Genomic DNA, 18,753 nt, shown 5'->3' with positions numbered 1-18,753 from the left:
TCATATGTCTTTGGAAAACAAAAAAAACCCGCCCCTTATACAAGGGACGAGTTGTGGCCGCGGTACCACCCTTATTTCAGACAGACTGATGCTGTCGTCAGCTTCATTGACATAACGGAATCAGATTCCGGTTCACCTTTACGCGCAGTGTGGCGCGGTCCCGGCGACAACTCAAGAGGTGAAGCCAACTTCCGGCTGCGTTAAAAATGCTCTCAGTCAGCGGCATTTTCTCCCTGGAAAGCAGTTGATCAGAAATTGAGGTCCTCTGTCACGGTTTTTGAAATATTATGTTCTATTATAGAGAAATCCAACGCTTGACGCAACACTATCCTCGCAAGTGATACACGAGGATGGCAGCCGCAACTGCAACGTTTAGTGATTCAGCCTGTCCGTAAAGCGGCACGTACAGGTTCAAATCCGTTTTTTCCAGCAATGCAGCATCCACCCCTGCGCCTTCATTTCCTACAATGAGCGCAAAGGATTCAGACTGAGGGATCTCCCGGTAAGGCGCTCCGTTTTGTAGCGCCGTGCCGTACACTTTTACGCCCTCTGCCTTCAATTCGTCCACATACGACTGCAGGTTTTTTCTCACAACAGGAATATGAAAGTGAGATCCTTGCGCAGACCGCAGTGTTTTTCCGTTAAAGGCGTCGGCCGTGCCGTCACCGAGTACAACTGCATCCAAACCGGCCGCATCAGCCGTTCGAATCATTGTGCCTAGGTTTCCCGGATCTTGAACGGCATCAATCAGCAGCACCTTACGTGCCGTTGCCAGCTGTTCTTCAGGCATATGGCATACGGCGGCAATCTGCTGCGGCGTTTCGGTTTCAGTCACAGCTGAGAACGCATCTTCGCTCAGCACATAGCACTGGATACCCGCCTCAAGATCTGAAGGAATCTTTGTTTCATCCTTTACAAGAATTTCTTTCACCGTACCCGGGCTTTTCAGCGCCTCTTCAACGAGGTGTTCTCCCTCTATCAGAAATGTATTTGTTTTTGTTCGTTCTTTTTTTGTGTGAAGCTTTTTCCAATCCTTCACTTTTTGGTTTTTTGCTGATTCTATATGTTTCACTGTCTGTGTGGCGCTCCTTTTTTTAACATGATGTTATTATATCGCAAGAACAGCACATAATAAACCAGGTGCAGGGTTAGAATATACGTATTACATTTTAGGAAAAGGAGCGTTTTACATGGATCTTAATTTACGTCATGCCGTCATTGCCAACGTAACCGGCAATAATCAGGAACAGCTTGAGCATACAATTGTAGATGCGATTCAAAGCGGTGAAGAGAAAATGCTTCCAGGGCTCGGCGTTTTATTTGAAGTCATTTGGCAGCACGCATCCGAAAGTGAGAAAAACGAAATGCTGAAAACGCTTGAAGGCGGATTAAAACCCGCCCAATAAGACATGAAACCGGGTGACTGCGCCCGGTTTTTTTCTTATATAATAAAAACATGATGAGGGGGAACGCCATGTTTTTACAGCCATTATTAGCGAAAAAAATTATTGCTGAAGTCAAAAAAATGTACGAACGTGAGGTCATTATCGTAAACACGGATGGCCTTATTATGGCAAGCACAAACGATGAGCGGGTCGGACAATTTCATGAGGGAGCATTTCTCTGCGCAAAAGAAAAACGCAGCGTCATTATTACAAAGGAAGATGAAAAAAGGTTAAAAGGAGTAAAGGCAGGCATCAATCTCCCTGTATTTTCTGATCATGATGTGATCGCTGTCTTCGGGCTGACAGGTGAGCCCGCTGAGATCCAGCCTTACGGAGAACTGCTTCGAAAAATGACAGAGCTGTTCATTAAGGAATCATGGCATTTAGAGCAGTCCCAGTGGCGTGAAAGAATGCTGGAGTCTTTTATGATCGATTGGCTGCAATTAAAAGAGTGGTCTTCGGGTTTTCTTGAGAAAGCTCAGCTTCTTGGTGTTGACCTTGCCTCCCGGCGTCAAATGATTCTGATTCAGGGGTATGAGTGGTCACCTCATGATATTGAGCAAATGGCACGTATTTGGAAATCCTCGTACCCTGCGGATTTGTTCATCAGGTGGGGAAATGAACGGATTTTGATTAATCACGAAGTGCCACAGCATGAACAAAGAGATCGGCTTTTACGGCTGATCCTTCACATTTGTTCGTTTGCCAATACCGCAAACAGCCAATTGGCAGCAGCTGGCGCTGGAAGGACTGTCGCAAGCTCCAGCCTGACAGATTCATACGAGCAAGCGGAAAAAGCGCTGGCTGTCAGCCTTAAGCGAAAAACGCCCATATTCGAAGAGGATCTGAAGCTTGATATGTGTCTGACGGAAATCAGCCCAGGGACCAGAAACGAATTTCCGCAAAGAGTATTCAGAGGGACGCTTCGGTATCAGGAACTAATGAGAACGATACGGACCTTCTTTCTACATGATTTGTCTTTGAAACAAACCGCAGAAGATATGCATATTCATATCAATACATTGCGTTATCGTCTGGCTAAGGCTGAACAGCTGACCGGTTTGCACTTTGACCGCACCGAGGACATCGTCACGATGTACGTCGCACTCTATTTTTTAGATCAAGATACAAAATAGAAAGAGTTTTAGTTTCATTTTTTGTATGTTTCTCCATGGAAAGCTTTGCTTTTTTTCTTTTACAATAGATTGAAAGCGTTTTTCAACAGGGGGATTGGTGAAATGATCACAAAGGATGTAAAAGAACAGCTGATTCAAATCGTCGGACCCGAAAACTTTGATGACTCAAAAGCCGGCCGGCTCGTTTATTCTTATGATGCGACGCCGCAGTTTCAATCTATGCCTGATGCCGTGATTGCGCCCAGGAATACAGATGAAGTTTCACAAATTTTAACGATTTGCAGAGAACATCGCGTGCCGATCGTTCCGAGAGGATCAGGGACAAACCTATGCGGCGGCACGTGCCCGACTGAAGGCGGACTTGTGCTTCTCTTTAAGCACATGAACAAGATTCTTGAGATTGATGAAGAAAATTTAACTGCCACAGTTCAGCCGGGCGTCATTACGTTGGATATGATCCGTGCAGTTGAAAGCAAAGGTTTATTTTATCCGCCCGATCCGAGTTCTATGAAAATATCAACCATCGGCGGAAACATCAATGAAAATTCCGGCGGGCTCCGCGGATTAAAATACGGCGTCACCCGCGACTATGTGATTGGTCTGGAGGTGGTGCTCGCAAATGGAGACATCATCCGCACCGGAGGAAAACTCGCGAAGGATGTGGCCGGATACGATCTGACGCGTCTTTTTGTCGGTTCAGAAGGAACACTCGGCATTGTGACAGAAGCCATCGTCAAACTTGTTCCAAAACCGGAAACCAAGAAGACGCTGCTTGCCATTTATGAAAGCATCGATGCTGCTGCTCAAACGGTATCGGACATTATTGCCGCGAAAATGATACCCGCAACGCTTGAATTTCTCGACCAGCCTACACTATTGGTAATTGAGGATTATGCCAAAATCGGACTTCCGACAAGCGCAAAAGCAGTTCTGTTAATTGAACAAGACGGGCCGCTTGAAACCGTTGAACGGGATATGGAAAAGATTGAGGCGATCTGCAAAAAAGGCGACGCCGTTTCCGTTCAGACCGCACAAACGGAGGAGGAGGCATTCGCCCTGACTGAAGCTCGGCGCTCCGCCCTTTCTGCCCTTGCACGCCTCAAGCCGACGACGATTTTAGAGGATGCGACTGTTCCTCGCTCAGAAATCGCCAATATGGTCAAAGCGATTAATCATATTGCTGCTAAATACGATATTTCCATTTGCACCTTCGGCCATGCAGGAGACGGGAACCTCCATCCGACATGCACGACAGATATACGCAATGAAGATGAGATGGAGCGTGTCGAACAGGCTTTTGCCGAGATTTTTGAGAAAGCGATTGAACTTGGCGGCACGATAACCGGAGAGCACGGAGTCGGGGCCATGAAAGCGCCTTACTTGGAGATGAAGCTAAAAAAAGAAGGCATTGATGCGATGAAAGCGTTGAAAGCGGCATTTGATCCCCAGAACATATTAAATCCCGGCAAAGTGTTTGCAAAAGATGCCAGAAAACGTGTGGTGGCACAAAGATGACAACAGAAAAAGAAATGAAACAGATCCAAAATGAATTTAAAGAGCGTATGGATGAAGGTGAGTTATTAAATTGTATGCGCTGCGGATTTTGTCTTCCTTCCTGTCCGACCTATATCGAATCAGGGTTTCAGGAAACACACTCCCCGCGCGGGCGTATCGCCTTAATGAAAGCCGTGGCGGACGGTATGATTGAACCGGATGATGATGTCGAACGTTCGCTGTCACTTTGCCTCGGCTGCCGAGCCTGTGAACCCGTATGCCCATCCGGCGTGAAATACGGTCAGCTGCTGGAGGAAGCCAGAGATATTATCCACCAAAATAAAAAACACTCGCTTGGCGCACGTGTCATGCGAAAGACGGCTTTTCACGAGCTGTTTCCTCACCAAAACCGCATGCGCTCAGCTGTAAGCCTTATCGGTTTGTATCAGCGGTCAGGACTGCAAACCGCTGTGCGAAAAACCGGTATGCTTCGGGTCCTGCCTGAGCATTTGCGGACGATGGAAGCTGTTCTTCCTGATGTTCCAAAAAGCAAAGAAATGAACAATCGGCCGCATTTCCTGCCGTCCATTGGCCCCATGAAAAAACGGGTCGCCTTTTTTTCGGGCTGTTTAATGGATACGATGTTTTTACCGACTAACAATGCCACATTGAAGCTGCTGCAGCTGGCAGGCTGCGACATTGTCATCCCGCCTGAACAGGCTTGCTGCGGGGCACTGCATGGGCATAGCGGTGAAAAAAACGCAGGGAAAGAGCTCGCGAAACAAAATATCGCTGCTTTCGAAGCGTTAGACGTGGATGCTGTCATCACAAACGCCGGAGGATGCGGAGCCTTTCTTACTGAATATGATCATTTGCTGAAGGATGAGCCGGAGTGGTCGGAGCGTGCCGCCGCTTTTGTTCAAAAGCTGAAGGATTTTTCTTCCGTTTTGGTTGAACTCGATTTCCATCAAATGGACTTAGCGCTCAGGACGCCTCAGGTCGTTACCTATCAAGATTCATGCCACCTAAGAAATGTAATGCATACGTCGCTTGAGCCCCGCCAGCTGCTCCAGAGCATCAAAGGGGCTGAATTCAGAGAAATGGAGAAAGCAGACAGCTGCTGTGGATCAGCGGGAATTTACAACATCGTCGAAGCTGAAATGTCTATGAAAATACTGGACAGTAAAATGGCTGCCGTCAAAGCAACCGAAGCGATCCTCATTGTAACAGCAAACCCGGGCTGCCTGCTGCAGATGAAGCTCGGGATTGAACGCGAAGGACTAAGCGGTAAAGTCAGAGCCGTTCACCTGGCTGATTTGCTATTAGAAGCAACCGGGCAGAAAACAACATGAGAAAGCCCAAAACAGAAATTGTTTTGGGCTTTTGTTCGTTATTCCATCGGACTGCAAATTTCGATATAATGTCCATCCGGATCTGCGATATAGGCGACCGTCTGCCCCCATGGTTTCACTTTCGGCTCCCCGATAATCGAGACACCTTGTTCTCTCATCCTTTTGATGACAGTTTCTACATTTTCAGTAACAAACCCGATTTCAAATGTGTTTGAAGCAGATGTTTCCGGAATGTCCAGCGCTGTGATATCTCTGGCGCTTTCCCGTGTATTAAGCGCCAATATCGTCGATCCTGTTTCAAATTCGACATACGTGCCGTGTTCAGCACGAATCGGCAGTCCTAAAATATCCCGATAAAAATGAATAGCCCGCTTGCTGTCCGATACGTATAGAATAAGATATTTCATTGATAGATTCATTGCCCCGCCCCCTCAGCATTTCAATAGTCCTTCTAGCCCGGTATAGATGCTTCCATCCTTAAACTCGGATCTCTCCACATCTGCGCCCACTTTTTCACGGCCGCCACAATAATGATGAAGCCTAACACCAGCATGATGATAGATAATACGCCATTCAATACACTATATCCTGCTGCTTCAGGATTAAGATACACATGGCGCACCATCCAAAAGCCCGCATAGTTGACAGTGACATATAAATAGGCAAGCGGGATAAGACATGTCAAAATGTATCGGCGTTTATCGGCGATTTTCAACACGATGGTCGCTCCGATAATCAGCCCTACTGACGCCATCAGCTGATTGGAAACGCCGAACAGCGCCCAAATGGAACCGATATCTCCTGAATACAGCAAGTACCCCCACATCAAACAGGCAAGCGCGCTGGCAAATACAGAGCCCGGAATCCAGTCTATTTTCTTCAGCGGTTTATACACCTCTCCGAAGAAATCCTGGATCAAATAACGGGCAACACGTGTGCCGGCGTCAATCGCTGTTAAAATAAATACCGCTTCAAACATAATGACAAATTGGAAAAAGTATGAGGCCAAATGGCTGAAAAACGGCATTCCGGTAAAAATATAAGTCATACCCACCGCAAGCGTGACGGCTCCCCCAGTTCTCCCTTCTAAGTCCAAGCCGATTTCCCTGCTCAATTCAGGCAGATGGACGACATTCATGCCAAGCGTACGGAAAACCTCCGGCGTGCTGTTAATCGCAAAGTAATCAGCAGGCTGTAAGGCGGTGGCCGCAATCAGTGCCATGATGCCGACAAGACACTCAACAAGCATTGCGCCAAACGCCACCGGCTTCATATCACTCCATTTATTCAGCATTTTGGGTGTCGTTCCTGAGCCGACAAAGGCATGGAAACCAGAGATCGCCCCGCAGGCGATGGTTATTGAGATGAACGGCCAGACAGGTCCTGCCAGCACAGGCCCGCCGCCTTTTACGAATTCTGTAAACGCAGGAAACGGAATGGACGGATTGACGACAAACACACCAACAATCAAAGCGATAAAAACACCGATTTTCATAAAGCTGCTTAAATAATCACGCGGTGCGAGAAGCAGCCAAACAGGAAGCGCAGCGGCAAAAAACGCATAAACAGGGAGCGCGATTGCAAGCGTTTTCGTATCTAGTGTTAAAAAGTCACCGAGCGCGGTAGTCTGTACCCATGGGCCGATAAAGACTCCTGTCATTAAAAAGAGAAAACCGACCGTTGACGCGAGCTTTAAATTTCCCGTTTTCTTATAAAATAAGCCCACGCCCATCGCAATCGGAATCGTAATCCCTACCGCAAATGTCCCCCACGGATTGCGTTCAAGCGCGTGCAGCACGACCATCGAGAGACCCGCCATCGTAATCGTGATAATAAACAGCATGGACAGTCCCGTACAAAAGCCGGCAACAGGGCCAAGCTCATCCTTCGCCACTTCCGACAGCGATTTTCCGTTTTTGCGCATTGATGCAAACAGCACAACAATATCATGGACGGCTCCCCCTATTACCGCCCCGATTAACAGCCACAATAACCCCGGCAAATAGCCAAACTGCGCCGCCAGAATGGGTCCGACCAGCGGCCCGGCCGCTGCGATCGCGGCAAAATGGTGGCCGAACGAAACCCATTTATTTGTAGGCACATAGTCTTTCCCATCCTCAAGCGTGTGAGCGGGTGTCGGCTTGTCATCATTCACTTTGAGAACCTTCACCATCATAAATGTTCCGTATAAACGATAGGCAATAGCCAAAATACACATTGACGCTATCACAATTGTAACCGCATTCATTTTCTCCCATCCCCTTTGCTGTTTTTCATAAATATATCATAATTTCATGGGGAAAAGCGGTCATTTTTTCCTATACAAAAAAGCCGGCTGGGATGGGCCGGCTCGTGGCAGTTAGTTTAGTTCAATGTCTCCAGATGTTGTACGAACTTTTAAATGGTTAGAGGGGCTATCACCTACATAACCTACAATACGGTGCTCTGATTTTTCTTTATACAAGATGTGATCGAGATTGGCCGCGGCATCCCCTGAGTCTGCCTGAAAATCCACTGCCAAAGATGCAGGTTCTTTCTGATACTCTACTGACACACTTCCGCTCGTAGTGACGATGTCGATCTCTTCGTTCTGATGATCCTGAAGAAGATCAATATCACCGGAAGTTGTCTTATAGTTCACCTTTTCAGCTGTTGTGCGGCTGCTTTTTATTGATCCGCTTGTTGTCTTTACCTCACCTTGGCCGAATGAATTTTGGTCAGTTTGAATTTCCCCACTCGTTGTTTTTAGCGTCAGCTCGTTTTCGATGCGTGTATGCTTCAGCTCAATATTTCCTGATGTAGAGTCAGCAGCTGATTGATCCGTTTGCGTATTTTCTATCAAAATATCGCCAGAGGTTGTCGTTACGGTTATCTCTTCATACTTCTTTTCCGGAATCGTGATTGTGATTTTCATATCCTTTTCGCTGCCCCACGGTATAAAAGAGATGATATTCTCGCGTGCTATTTGATTGATTGTTAATGAATTGCCATCTTGGCTCACATCGAACAGCTTTTTGCTTTTATCACTGACTAGCCCTTCAGCGGCTACCTGAATATCATCCGTTTGCCCGCTTTTGACCTCTGCATGCATAGAGCTCGTTGTTACCTCAATTTTTTTAATATCTGCAGGATCATATGTTTCGGCAGCTTTCACCTCTTCTTTTGTAAAATCCGAGGCAGCAGCAGAGATGACAGCCCCGATTACCCCGACTGCAAATACTGCGATCAATCCTATTATGATTTTTTTCATGTCTGCGCCCCCGTCACCAGCTTTAAATTATATCTGATATATCGCAAACTCATGCCATACAGCAGCTTGCCTAAATGCCACAGCCCTATACACAAGAGCAGCCCCAGACTGCCAAACACGATTGATAAAAAGAACTCCAGCATCATGTGCGTATTCATTTGAAACATCACCATGCCGACAAACATAATTGGTGATACAGTTAGTGCAAGCGCCGCCCCGCATAAACCCACGTACACTCCAAAAATGCCAATAGCTGGTCCCAGCACAAAAATCAAATTTAAGATGCTTATCGCTGCTGCTGAACATGCCATCTGAAAGAGGTTCTTCTTAGGGCGCTGCACTGCTGGAGCAGTTTCCGTGACATCTGGCACCAATTCCTTTGCTATTTGTTTTGGGGAGCCGAGTTCCCTGATGATGTCCGCTTCCGGCCTGCCTTCTTTCATCCCTTCTGTAATATGTTCTTCAAAATCAAATAAGATCTCATTCCGCTCTTCTTTAGAAAGCGGCTGTAGCGCTTTACTTAACTCCTGTAAAAACTGTTCTTGATTCATCGTTCTCCTCCCCTTGCCGCATCAATGATTTGATTGACAGATGCTGTGAACTGATCCCATTCTGCCAGCAGCAGTTTCATTCGCATGAAACCAAGCTTTGACATCGTGTAATATTTTCTGGCAGGCCCTTCGGAAGACGGCGCCATATATGTTTCTAAATATTCTTCTTTCGTCAGTCTCCTGAGAAGAGGATATAAGGTGCCTTCAGCTATCGCCATGTGTCTGGAAATGTTTTGAGAAAGCTCATATCCGTATTGGTCTTTTTCGGATATTAATACAAGCACACATAGCTCTAATGCTCCCTTTTTAAATTGAGCATTCATCATAAGATCCTCCCTGCGGCTGGTCAATTTTGTTTATTTTTCCCATCACTTATCCATATGGTAACATCCACTACTGAACATTACAAGGTACTGAATGATATCTACTGAGAAAAAAGAAAAACCGGAGAGAAATCTCCGGCTTTGCTTCTCTTATGATTGTTTTTTCAGGCGGATCACATTCCAGGAAAGCGGCGTGAAATGAGCAGTTAAGCCGTTTTCGCTAACAGACGATGTTCCGTTGGAATGCGGGACGACATTCTTTCTGTTATGCTGGTTTGTCGCTTTGATATCCTGATGCTCAAGTACGATGTGCTCTGCGATTTGGTAGGATTCAAAGCCTCTGAGCGAAATCTCCGTCTCCATCTGATCCTCAGCCTTGTTTACCGCAAAAATAGTGAGGGTTTCTTCCTCTTCAGAGTACACAACAGCAGCATCAACATATGGCACATCAGTAAAATCAGAACAGTCGTACTTCGGAGAAGAAATAAGCGGTTTCAGTGACTCGCCCCTTCCGTAAACAGAAGCATGCATGTATGGATAGAAAATCGGCTGTCTCCATGCTTCTCCGCCTTTTTCCGTCATGATCGGCGCGATGACATTGACAAGCTGCGCAAGACACGCGATTTTCACGCGATCTGCGTGCTGCAGCATCGTAATGAGGAGCGAGCCGACTAATAAGGCATCTTCAAAATTGTAAATATCCTCTAAAATCGGACGCGCAGTGATCCAAGGCTCGACTTTTTTATCAGCCTCATTTGAGTGATACCATACGTTCCATTCATCCAAAGAGAGATTGATTGTTTTCTTGCTGCGTGTTTTTGCTTTTACATAGTCACAGGTTGCGGCGACAGATTTAATGAAATGATCCAGATCCATGGAACGGGCCAAATAGTTTGGCAGATTGTTATCCCGGTTTCCGTAGTAGGTGTGAAGAGAGATATAGTCAACATGCTCGTACGTATGCTCAAGCACCTTCGCTTCCCAATCGATAAAGGTCGGCATGCCGCTGTTTGAGCTGCCGCAGGCAACAAGTTCAATTGATGGGTCAACCCATTTCATGACCTTTGCCGTCTCTGCGGCTAGCCGTCCGTATTCATCAGCTGTTTTGTGGCCGATCTGCCACGGTCCATCCATTTCGTTTCCTAAGCACCATGTTTTGATGCCGTACGGCTGTTCATAGCCATGTGATCTTCTTAAATCACTCCAATAAGAGCCTTTCGGATGATTGCAATATTCAACGAGATTACGGGCGGCATCTATGCCTCTTGTGCCGAGATTGACGGCCATATTGACCTCGGTGTTCACCTTTTTTGCCCAAGTTAAAAATTCATTTGTTCCCACTTCATTGGTTTCTGTCGTTTGCCATGCCAAGTCAAGCCGTCTCGGGCGATTTTCAACTGGTCCGACACCGTCCTCCCAGTTGTATCCGGATAAAAAGTTTCCGCCCGGATAACGGATGATCGGAACCTGTAATTCTTTAATCAGCGACTGGACATCTTTTCTAAACCCATCTTCATCCGCTTCAGGGTGATCAGGCTCATATATGCCTTCGTATACCGCACGCCCCATATGTTCGATAAACGATCCGTAAATCCGTTTGTCTACTTCACCGATTTTATATTCTTTGTCTACAATCATTCGCGCTTTTTTCATCACACGTTTCCTCCTTCATTAACCTTTGACTCCCCCTACCGTCAGGCCGGAGATAAAGTATTTTTGGAAAAACAAGAAAATGATAATGACCGGCAAAATTGCAAATACCGAGCCGGATATAAGCATGTCATAGTTGTTGCCATAAGGGCTCAGCAAGCTGGAAAGCCCAATTGGAAGCGTAAACATTTCTTTCGACCGAAGCACAATCAGCGGCCACAAGAAATTGTTCCAGCTGTTTAAGGACTGAAGGATGATCATCGCGCCGAAAGCCGGTTTCATCAGCGGTGCCATAATCCTGAAAAAGATGCCAAATTCCGTACAGCCGTCCATTCTTGCAGAATCCAACAGATCTCTTGGAAGACCAAGCGCATATTGCCTAAAAAAGAATACGGCAACAGGTGAAACGATAAACGGCAATATGACACCCGTATACGAATCGATCAAGTGCAGTCCGACGGTTAGCTTAAACAGAGGAAGCATCATAACCTCCAGCGGAACCATCATGATAATCAGCACAAGAACAAAGATGATACTTCTGCCCTTAAAATCATAAACCGCAAGCCCGTACCCGATCATCGAAGAAAAAAACAGGGTGAGCACGGTTGTGAAAAGCCCAAGCACAAGGCTGTTAAAGAACCATTTGAAATAAATACTGCCGCCGTTAAACAGAAATGTATAATTGTCAAGACTCATTACTTTAGGATCAATGTCAAGATTCAGCCCCACACGCAAAAGCTCAGATGACGGCTTTAAGGATCCTAAAAGCAAACAGAAAATCGGAAAAATATACAATAGGCTCAGCATCATAAAAAACAGAGTCAGCGCAATTCTGTAAACGCTAAACTGAGGACTGTTCCGCAACATTTATCCCTCCCCCTTAAACGAGCCTGAAAGCTTTAATGAAATCAGGCTGACAACAAGTATCACAATCAAAAGCACAATGCCGATGGCCGCTCCGTACCCCATTTCGTTGTAGGCAAGCCCCTGCTGATACAAATATCCGACAAGCGTCAGACCAATATTACCCGGGGAATTATTCTGCCAAAGCACGTAGCTTTCCTCAAACATTCTGAAGCCGCCGATTATGCTGATGGTCAGCACATATACGGTAACAGGCTTGAGAAACGGCAGCGTAATGTGTCGGAATTTTTTCATCGTATTCGCCCCGTCTATATCAGCAGCTTCGTACAGCTCTTTCGGCACATTTTGCAGACCTGCTAAAAAGTAAAGGATGTTGATTCCCATCCATCTCCACGAAGCAAGCAGCACCATCAAAAACATGCCGGTATGTTCATTGTTCATCCAGTTCTGAGGTGATAAGCCGAGTTTGAGTAGGATGGAGTTAGCCAGAGACGTTTCCATTTCTCCGAAGATCAGCCGAAAAATGATCCCCGCGACAATGGTGGAGGTCAATGCCGGTATGAATAGCGCTGATTTAAATATATTTCGAAATTTGACCAGCTTTGAATTCAGGAATATGGCCAGAAGCAATGGGACAGGAATCAGCACGATCAGCGTCCAAAAGGTGTATTCCAGCGTATTCCAAAGGGCGGTATAGAACGTCGGGTTGTTTAGCGCTGTATAATTAGACAATCCGACAAACGACACCTCTCCCGGCAAAATTCTTTGAAAGCTCATGATGAAGACACTAATGATGGGGTATAGAAAAAATACGAGAAAGGATAAAACGAATGGCGCTGTAAACAGATAGGGCGCCGCTTTTTTCGAATAAAATAGATCTCGCCAGCCTGATTGTTTCGCAGCTGAAGGAACGGGATGAACCGTTCCCGTTTTCACAGGTTTCATGAGAACCTCCCCGCTTTCACTTTTTGAATGGGATTCTATTTCTGTTTCAGTTCACCTGCCGCTCTGTCCAAGGCTTGTTTAGGCGTTTTTTGCTGGGATTTAAGCGCGTCGAACAATACGCTTCTGTTGACAAGGTCTGAAGCCTTGGCAAAATCCTCATGTAAATAAATTGGATTGATTTCATCCTTGATATCGAGCAGCACAGAAAAAATGCCTGTTCCGTTTTGGAAGTAATCCGTGTATTTGTTTTTCTCTTTCAATTCCTTGGAGCTCCAAACATCCCAGCGAAGCGGGTCAAACCCGAGTACGCTCCAGAGTTTTTTATTTCCTTCTTTAGAGCCCTTCGCAAAGGCCAAAAACTCTTTTGCTAACTCAACATGCTTGGATTGCTTCGGTACAACGGTTGCCGTACCGCCCAAGCCTGCCGAGCGGTCGCCCCCCTCTTTCCATGCCGGGAGCGGTCTGATGGCAATCTTCCCTTTCAGATCAGGCATATAATCGATAAATCTTCCCATATACCAAATCGGCATGAGGACTGAAGCAGCTCCTCCTTGGTTCATAAAACCGTAGTATTCTTCACTGTGATGCCCGCCGCCTGGAGCAGGAATCATCGTTTTATCATTGATCATGTCTTTTAAATATTGAAGTGTTTTTACGTTGGTGTCATTATTGAGGATCAGCTTGCCGTTTTTATCAAAATAGCCTGAGTTTTGCTGTGAAATCATAGATAAGAAGGTTCCGGAATCATTTGTTTCCACCGTTCCCATCGGCTTCCCGGTCACTTTGCGCACTTTCTGTCCGGCTTTATGGTAATCATCCCATGTTTTAATATCGTCAGGATTGACGCCGGCTTTTTTCATCACATCCATGTTATAAAACATGACTGTTGTCCCTACATGCGTATCGAGTCCGTAAAGCTTTCCGTTTTTGCTGTACAGGGTCAGCCTCGCCTCAACGAATTTATCGCGGTCCTTTTCAATCAGCGGAGTCAAGTCGGCAAGCGGTATGTCAGAGCCCTTCAAAAAGTTTGAAAAACGGGCCAATTCGACATCGGCAATATCAGGGACGCCTTCTCCCGCTATCAAGGAGATAGATAAGTTATCATGCATTTGCCCATACGGATAAACGACCGTATTCAGCTTAATTTTGCGGTCAGGATATTTTTTGTTCCATTCCTTCACCATTTCCACATAGAACTGCTCATGAAGCCCGTTAAATGTCCAAAAGGTCAGCTGAGTTTCACCCGATTTGCCGGATGATTTTTCTGCTGAACACCCGGCAATGAGTAATGTCAGCAGCATCATGAGCACAAGAAAACAGACAGTCATTTTTTTCATCTGCGTTACCCCTTCCATTCGAGGTGCGGGCTATTCATATAGACCATGATTGATCAGCGTTTTGTTTTCATTGATAATTCTTAATCCGGTGCAGCGGTCTCTTAAGGTGTGCGCGTGTCTGAAGGCATTTTTGACGGAATCCTGCCCGACACCGATTTCGTCAAAATACGCAGGGCCTCCGGCTGATCTCAGCCAGTCAGCGAGCACTTCTCCTTCCGGGAGTGTTTGATAAGCCGATTGGATGGCTTGCCGCCGGCTTGGTGAAAATTCGTTCAATCTCTCATCCTTTGCGAGCTTTCTGTATGTGTCAGTTAATAAAACAGCGGCACAGCCCACCTTTGCCCCATGAAGAATCTGAGGCCGTTTTTTCTCCATTAATTCCATCTCAATCCAATGTGAAATATGATGCTCGCCGCCTGATGCCGGGCGGGAATGATCTAAGGCCAGCATGACAAGCCCCGATACGATTAAAGACTCCATCAACACCCGTATGCCAGTTTCCGTTTTCATCGCGATGTCTTCTGTGTGTGCGATACAGGCGTCAAGCGCCTCTTGAACGATCTTAGCTCCTGCTGGCGAATAAGGCTCACCGGCAAGATGCCGGGATATTTCCCAATCTGCTAAAGATGTTATTTTACCGAGCATGTCACCAAACCCAGCCGCCACCATTGATTGCGGTGCCGCCTTTAATAGATCCAGATCAGCGAACAGCGCAGATGGGGCCTTCGTTTGAATGGTTGTTTTCGTGCCGTATAAAATAATCGGCGCCCCGGCTGACGTAAAACCGTCTACAGATGGAGCAGTCGGATAAGAAATAAACGGCAACTCTCTCTGAAACGCCGCAAAGCGGACGATATCATGAATCGTGCCCGAACCGACTGCAATCATGACATCCGTTGTTTGTTTTGTATGGATCAGCGCATGAATGAGCGATCGTTCATCAGCTGTCACATCTCCGGCTTCATTTTCTGGAATGATCAGGCACTCGGCCTGAAATCCTGCTTGATTCAGCCGGTTTTCCAAATCAATTCCTGCAATGCGGTGTGTATTCGAGTCGCAAACAAGGACAATATGTTTGTAGTTTTTTCGTTTTACATAATCCAAAAGCGAATCAGCTGCTTGTTTACCGAGGACAATTTCTTCAACTTCTATAGGAGACGTCTCTTCTCCGGCGTGTTCAAAAGCACGCTGAACGTCAGCTGCGATACGATTCATATCAGAATCCCCTCCTCAGCCAATTTGGTTACATCCTCTATGGACCCCAGCACATAATCCGGCGTATACAAACGCTGTTCTCCCGGTTTCGCAGAACCAGTAAGCACTAAGGCGCTTTTCAGGCCATAAAGCCTTCCCATTGCAATGTCTGATTCAATGCTGTCTCCTATAATCATGCATTCATGTGCGGACAGCCCCATTGCTGTACAGGCAGCCTCAGCCATCAGCCAAGACGGCTTTCCGACAACAAGTTCAGTCTTCGCTTGAGCGGAAGCCTCTATCGCCCCAATCATTCCGGCCACATCAATGGCATTTCCATTTTCGTTTGGAAAAGAGCGGTCTTTGTTTGTAGCAATGATACGAGCGCCGCCGGCGGCCGCTTGAAAGGCTTGATTTAAATCTTTGTACGTAAGCGTTTCATGAAGGGAGATCACGAGCCAATCCGCTTCCTTCGGTTCGTTCGCACGCTGCACACCGGCCAGTCTCAGCTCGTCAACCAAACCTTGTTCTCCAAGCACCCATACCTTTGAAAAACGATAATGTTTTTTCAGAAAGGCTGCCGTTACACTCGACGACAGAACAATGTCGTTTACATCCGCTTCAATCCCCGCTCCAAGAAGTTTTTTTCTGCACATGGCACGGGAGATATTCCCCCGGTTGCTTAAAAAGACGATTTTCTTTCCCATTCTCCTAAGCGTTTTGATCGCTTCTCTTGCTCCTTCGATCAACTCATTTCCTCTGAATACAGTACCGTCCAAGTCAATCAGAATGCCAGCCGGTGACACAGGCGTATCATGACTGGCCATAATACGCATTTGCTCCGTGTTTTCGATAAAAATGCTTTTCATGCAGGACTGTATTAATTGGGGTTACATCCTTGTTCAGCATAATGGAGTGATAGGCCATTTCGGCAACCGTTTCTAATACAACTGCGTTATGAATGGCATTTAAGGCATCCGTTCCCCAGCAGAACGGTCCGTGATTATTCACGAGCACACCCGGCACCTGTTCGTAGTTATGCTGCTGAAAGGTTTCCGCTATGACTTTTCCTGTATTCAATTCGTACTCATGAATGATTTCTTCATCGTACATTTCTCTAGTACACGGAATCGCACTGTCAAAATAATCAGCATGAGTCGTGCCTAAAGGCGGAATGTCTCTGCCTGATTGCGCCCAGCTTGTCGCCCATTGAGAATGGGTATGAACTATTCCCCCGATATTCGGAAAGGCTTTATATAAATAAACATGGGTAGGTGTATCTGAAGAAGGCTTAAGCGAGCCTTCGACGACTTCTCCTTCAAGGTTCAAAACAACCAAGTCATCTGCTGTCAGGTCGCTGTATTCGACTCCGCTAGGTTTGATGACAATTCTTTCTTTTTCACGGTCAATGCCGCTGACATTTCCCCACGTAAAGGTTACCAGCTGATGCTCTTGAAGCTTCAGGTTGGCAGCCAGCACTTCTTTTTTTAATGTTTCAAGCATGCTCCATCACCCTTTATCAATTCTTTTTGGCGGCAGATGAAAATTGAAGATTTTTGATGGTTTTCAGACGCTTCATGACATGGTTTTCTTTTCCGAAATAATGAACCAGCTCTTTATATTCAGCGTACAATTTTTCATAGACCGCGGCATTTTCGGCATTTGGCGTATAAGATATATCTTTCAGTTTTCCCATGTTCGCCGCTGCGTCTTTGATGTCGTCGTATCCGCCTTTTTCTTTGCCTGCTGCAAGCGCGCCGAAAATGGCAGATCCTAAGGCTGGGGCTTGCGGTGACCCAGAGATTTTAATGTCCATGTTTGTCACATCCGCATAAATCTGCATGACAAACGGGTTTTTCTCAGCAATTCCGCCGGCTGCGAACAGCTCCTCAATCGGAACCCCGCTTTCTTTGAACGTTTCGATAATCATCCGTGTTCCGTAGGCTGTCGCTTCAACTAACGCTCTATAAATCTCTTCAGGCTTCGTCAGCAGGGTTATGCCAAGCAGCATCCCTGTTAAATCTGCATCAACAAGAGTTGAACGGTTGCCATTCCACCAATCTAAAGCAAGCAGGCCGCTTTCACCCGGCGCTTGATGGTTTGCTTTCTCACTCAGCAGCTCATGAATGCCAATGTTTTTTTCCTTTGCTTCCTCTTGATACGCTTGCGGAACACAAGTTTTCACAAACCAGTCAAAATGATCGCCAACACAGGACTGTCCGGCTTCATATCCCGCATAGCCCGGGAGAATTCCGTTGTCCACAACGCCGCACATCCCTGGAACGATATGCACCTCTTCACCAAGAAGAACATGGCACGTTGAGGTTCCCATAATCATCAGCATTTTCCCTGGCTCTGTGATGCCGACCGCCGGCACGGAAACATGAGCATCCACATTGGCAACCGCAACAGCCGTTCCCGGAAGAAGCCCTGTCAGCTTTGCCATTTTGTCAGTCAGGCCGCCGGCTTTTTCCCCTACTGAATGAATCGGCCCTGCCAATTTATCTCTTGTAATCGTTTTCATTGAAGGGTTTAATTTCTCAAAAAAACCATCTGACGGATATCCCGCTTTTTCACTCCAAATCGCTTTATACCCTGCAGTACAGTTGCTTCGCTTGAGCGAGCCGCACAGCTGGTACACGATCCAGTCCGCAGCCTCGATGATCCGGTCAGCCGCTTCATAAATGTGAGTCGCTTCCTCAGCTATTTGCATGACCTTTGGAATCATCCATTCTGATGAAATTTTTCCTCCGTACCGCTGTAAAAAAGCCTCTCCTTCTTCTTCCGCGATTTGATTGAGCCGATCAGCATGTTTTTGTGCCGCATGATGCTTCCAGAGCTTCACATAGCTGTGCGGCTCCTCTTCATATTCAGGCAGCATGCACAACGGCTGTCCGCTGCTGTCAATAGGAAGGATTGTACATGCCGTGAAATCAATCCCAATTCCGATAATGTCTTTTGGTTCAACGCCCGTCTGTTCAAGTAAAGACGGAATGGTTGTTTCCAAGACTTCGAGATAATCAGCAGGGTGCTGCAGCGCCCAGTCGCGCGGCAGCTTTTGGCCCGTTTTGGGCAGGACGGTATCAATGACAGCATGCCTGTATTCTTTTACAGCAGACGCAAGTTCCTCCCCTGTTTGGACATGAACCAACACCGCTCTTCCAGATAAAGTTCCAAAATCAACCCCTATAGTGTAAGCCATGTGACATCCC

18 protein-coding genes and 2 pseudogenes are annotated in these 18,753 nt (G+C 46.5%); 5 read left to right on the top strand and 15 right to left on the bottom strand.

What is annotated here, in order from left to right:
* The first annotated feature begins 51 nt into the window (after positions 1 to 51).
* Positions 52 to 259, top strand: a pseudogene (locus tag NZD81_RS01305) (hypothetical protein).
* A gap of 66 nt (positions 260 to 325) precedes the next feature.
* Here the strand turns inward: NZD81_RS01305 and NZD81_RS01300 are convergent.
* Entirely contained in the window at positions 326 to 1,072 is a 747-nt protein-coding gene (locus tag NZD81_RS01300) for a TrmH family RNA methyltransferase (protein ID WP_134975965.1), read from the bottom strand.
* 118 nt (positions 1,073 to 1,190) lie between these two features.
* Between NZD81_RS01300 and sspI the strand changes: the two genes are divergently transcribed.
* The 4 genes from sspI to NZD81_RS01280 all read left to right on the top strand — a co-directional run bounded on the left by sspI (position 1,191) and on the right by NZD81_RS01280 (position 5,427).
* Complete coding sequence (sspI, locus tag NZD81_RS01295; protein WP_003222464.1) at positions 1,191 to 1,406, top strand: small acid-soluble spore protein SspI; 216 nt, start codon at positions 1,191 to 1,193, stop codon at positions 1,404 to 1,406.
* Positions 1,407 to 1,474: 68 nt separating this feature from the next.
* Complete coding sequence (locus NZD81_RS01290; protein ID WP_282373006.1) at positions 1,475 to 2,581, top strand: CdaR family transcriptional regulator; 1,107 nt, start codon at positions 1,475 to 1,477, stop codon at positions 2,579 to 2,581.
* Between the two features lie 102 nt (positions 2,582 to 2,683).
* Entirely contained in the window at positions 2,684 to 4,096 is a 1,413-nt protein-coding gene (glcD, locus tag NZD81_RS01285) for a glycolate oxidase subunit GlcD (protein WP_282373008.1), read from the top strand.
* Entirely contained in the window at positions 4,093 to 5,427 is a 1,335-nt protein-coding gene (locus tag NZD81_RS01280; RefSeq protein ID WP_282373010.1) for a (Fe-S)-binding protein, read from the top strand. The genes glcD and NZD81_RS01280 overlap by 4 nt, the downstream gene beginning before the upstream one ends.
* A 38-nt stretch (positions 5,428 to 5,465) precedes the next feature.
* On the opposite strand, the gene NZD81_RS01275 is transcribed toward NZD81_RS01280, so the two are convergent.
* The 14 genes and pseudogenes from NZD81_RS01275 to araB all read right to left on the bottom strand — a co-directional run bounded on the left by NZD81_RS01275 (position 5,466) and on the right by araB (position 18,743).
* Positions 5,466 to 5,834 carry a VOC family protein gene (locus NZD81_RS01275; RefSeq protein WP_227099012.1) on the bottom strand — a complete coding sequence of 123 codons (369 nt, stop codon included), beginning with the start codon at positions 5,832 to 5,834 and terminating at the stop codon, positions 5,466 to 5,468.
* Positions 5,749 to 5,936: pseudogene (locus tag NZD81_RS01270) on the bottom strand (hypothetical protein). Before NZD81_RS01270 ends, NZD81_RS01275 begins: the two are co-directional and overlap by 86 nt.
* On the bottom strand, positions 5,879 to 7,675 hold the full coding sequence (gene cstA / locus NZD81_RS01265; RefSeq protein ID WP_282373011.1) for a carbon starvation protein CstA: 1,797 nt from the start codon (positions 7,673 to 7,675) through the stop codon (positions 5,879 to 5,881). The pseudogene NZD81_RS01270 and the gene cstA overlap by 58 nt, the downstream one beginning before the upstream one ends.
* Before the next feature lie 111 nt (positions 7,676 to 7,786).
* The gene (locus NZD81_RS01260) at positions 7,787 to 8,677 is read right to left on the bottom strand and encodes a DUF4097 family beta strand repeat-containing protein (protein WP_282373012.1); all 891 of its coding nucleotides are present in this window, start codon (positions 8,675 to 8,677) and stop codon (positions 7,787 to 7,789) included.
* Positions 8,674 to 9,228 (bottom strand): HAAS signaling domain-containing protein, encoded by a 555-nt coding sequence (locus NZD81_RS01255; protein WP_282373013.1) that lies wholly within the window; start codon positions 9,226 to 9,228, stop codon positions 8,674 to 8,676. Before NZD81_RS01255 ends, NZD81_RS01260 begins: the two co-directional genes overlap by 4 nt.
* A complete protein-coding gene (locus tag NZD81_RS01250) occupies positions 9,225 to 9,551 on the bottom strand; it encodes a PadR family transcriptional regulator (protein ID WP_003222447.1) in 327 nt (108 codons plus the stop codon). Before NZD81_RS01250 ends, NZD81_RS01255 begins: the two co-directional genes overlap by 4 nt.
* Positions 9,552 to 9,701: 150 nt before the next feature.
* The gene (gene abfA, locus NZD81_RS01245; RefSeq protein WP_147772340.1) at positions 9,702 to 11,204 is read right to left on the bottom strand and encodes an alpha-L-arabinofuranosidase AbfA; all 1,503 of its coding nucleotides are present in this window, start codon (positions 11,202 to 11,204) and stop codon (positions 9,702 to 9,704) included.
* 18 nt (positions 11,205 to 11,222) lie between these two features.
* Entirely contained in the window at positions 11,223 to 12,068 is an 846-nt protein-coding gene (gene araQ / locus NZD81_RS01240; RefSeq protein ID WP_040082200.1) for an arabinooligosaccharides ABC transporter permease AraQ, read from the bottom strand.
* Entirely contained in the window at positions 12,069 to 13,010 is a 942-nt protein-coding gene (gene araP / locus NZD81_RS01235) for an arabinooligosaccharides ABC transporter permease AraP (RefSeq protein WP_014664913.1), read from the bottom strand.
* 35 nt (positions 13,011 to 13,045) lie between these two features.
* Positions 13,046 to 14,347 carry an arabinooligosaccharides ABC transporter substrate-binding protein AraN gene (araN, locus tag NZD81_RS01230; protein WP_282373015.1) on the bottom strand — a complete coding sequence of 434 codons (1,302 nt, stop codon included), beginning with the start codon at positions 14,345 to 14,347 and terminating at the stop codon, positions 13,046 to 13,048.
* Positions 14,348 to 14,377: 30 nt separating this feature from the next.
* Positions 14,378 to 15,562: a sn-glycerol-1-phosphate dehydrogenase gene (egsA, locus tag NZD81_RS01225; protein ID WP_289859167.1), complete on the bottom strand. Its 1,185-nt coding sequence runs from the start codon at positions 15,560 to 15,562 to the stop codon at positions 14,378 to 14,380.
* Positions 15,559 to 16,377 carry a sugar-phosphatase AraL gene (gene araL, locus NZD81_RS01220; RefSeq protein ID WP_289859166.1) on the bottom strand — a complete coding sequence of 273 codons (819 nt, stop codon included), beginning with the start codon at positions 16,375 to 16,377 and terminating at the stop codon, positions 15,559 to 15,561. Before araL ends, egsA begins: the two co-directional genes overlap by 4 nt.
* Positions 16,355 to 17,044 carry an L-ribulose-5-phosphate 4-epimerase gene (gene araD / locus NZD81_RS01215; protein ID WP_040082189.1) on the bottom strand — a complete coding sequence of 230 codons (690 nt, stop codon included), beginning with the start codon at positions 17,042 to 17,044 and terminating at the stop codon, positions 16,355 to 16,357. The genes araL and araD overlap by 23 nt, the downstream gene beginning before the upstream one ends.
* A gap of 16 nt (positions 17,045 to 17,060) precedes the next feature.
* Positions 17,061 to 18,743: a ribulokinase gene (gene araB / locus NZD81_RS01210; RefSeq protein WP_289859164.1), complete on the bottom strand. Its 1,683-nt coding sequence runs from the start codon at positions 18,741 to 18,743 to the stop codon at positions 17,061 to 17,063.
* Positions 18,744 to 18,753: the final 10 nt, after the last annotated feature.

This window comes from Bacillus sp. B.PNR1 (assembly GCF_030386235.1).
Classification (GTDB): Bacteria; Bacillota; Bacilli; order Bacillales; family Bacillaceae; genus Bacillus; species Bacillus stercoris.
This window is presented reverse-complemented; position numbering and strand designations above follow the sequence as displayed.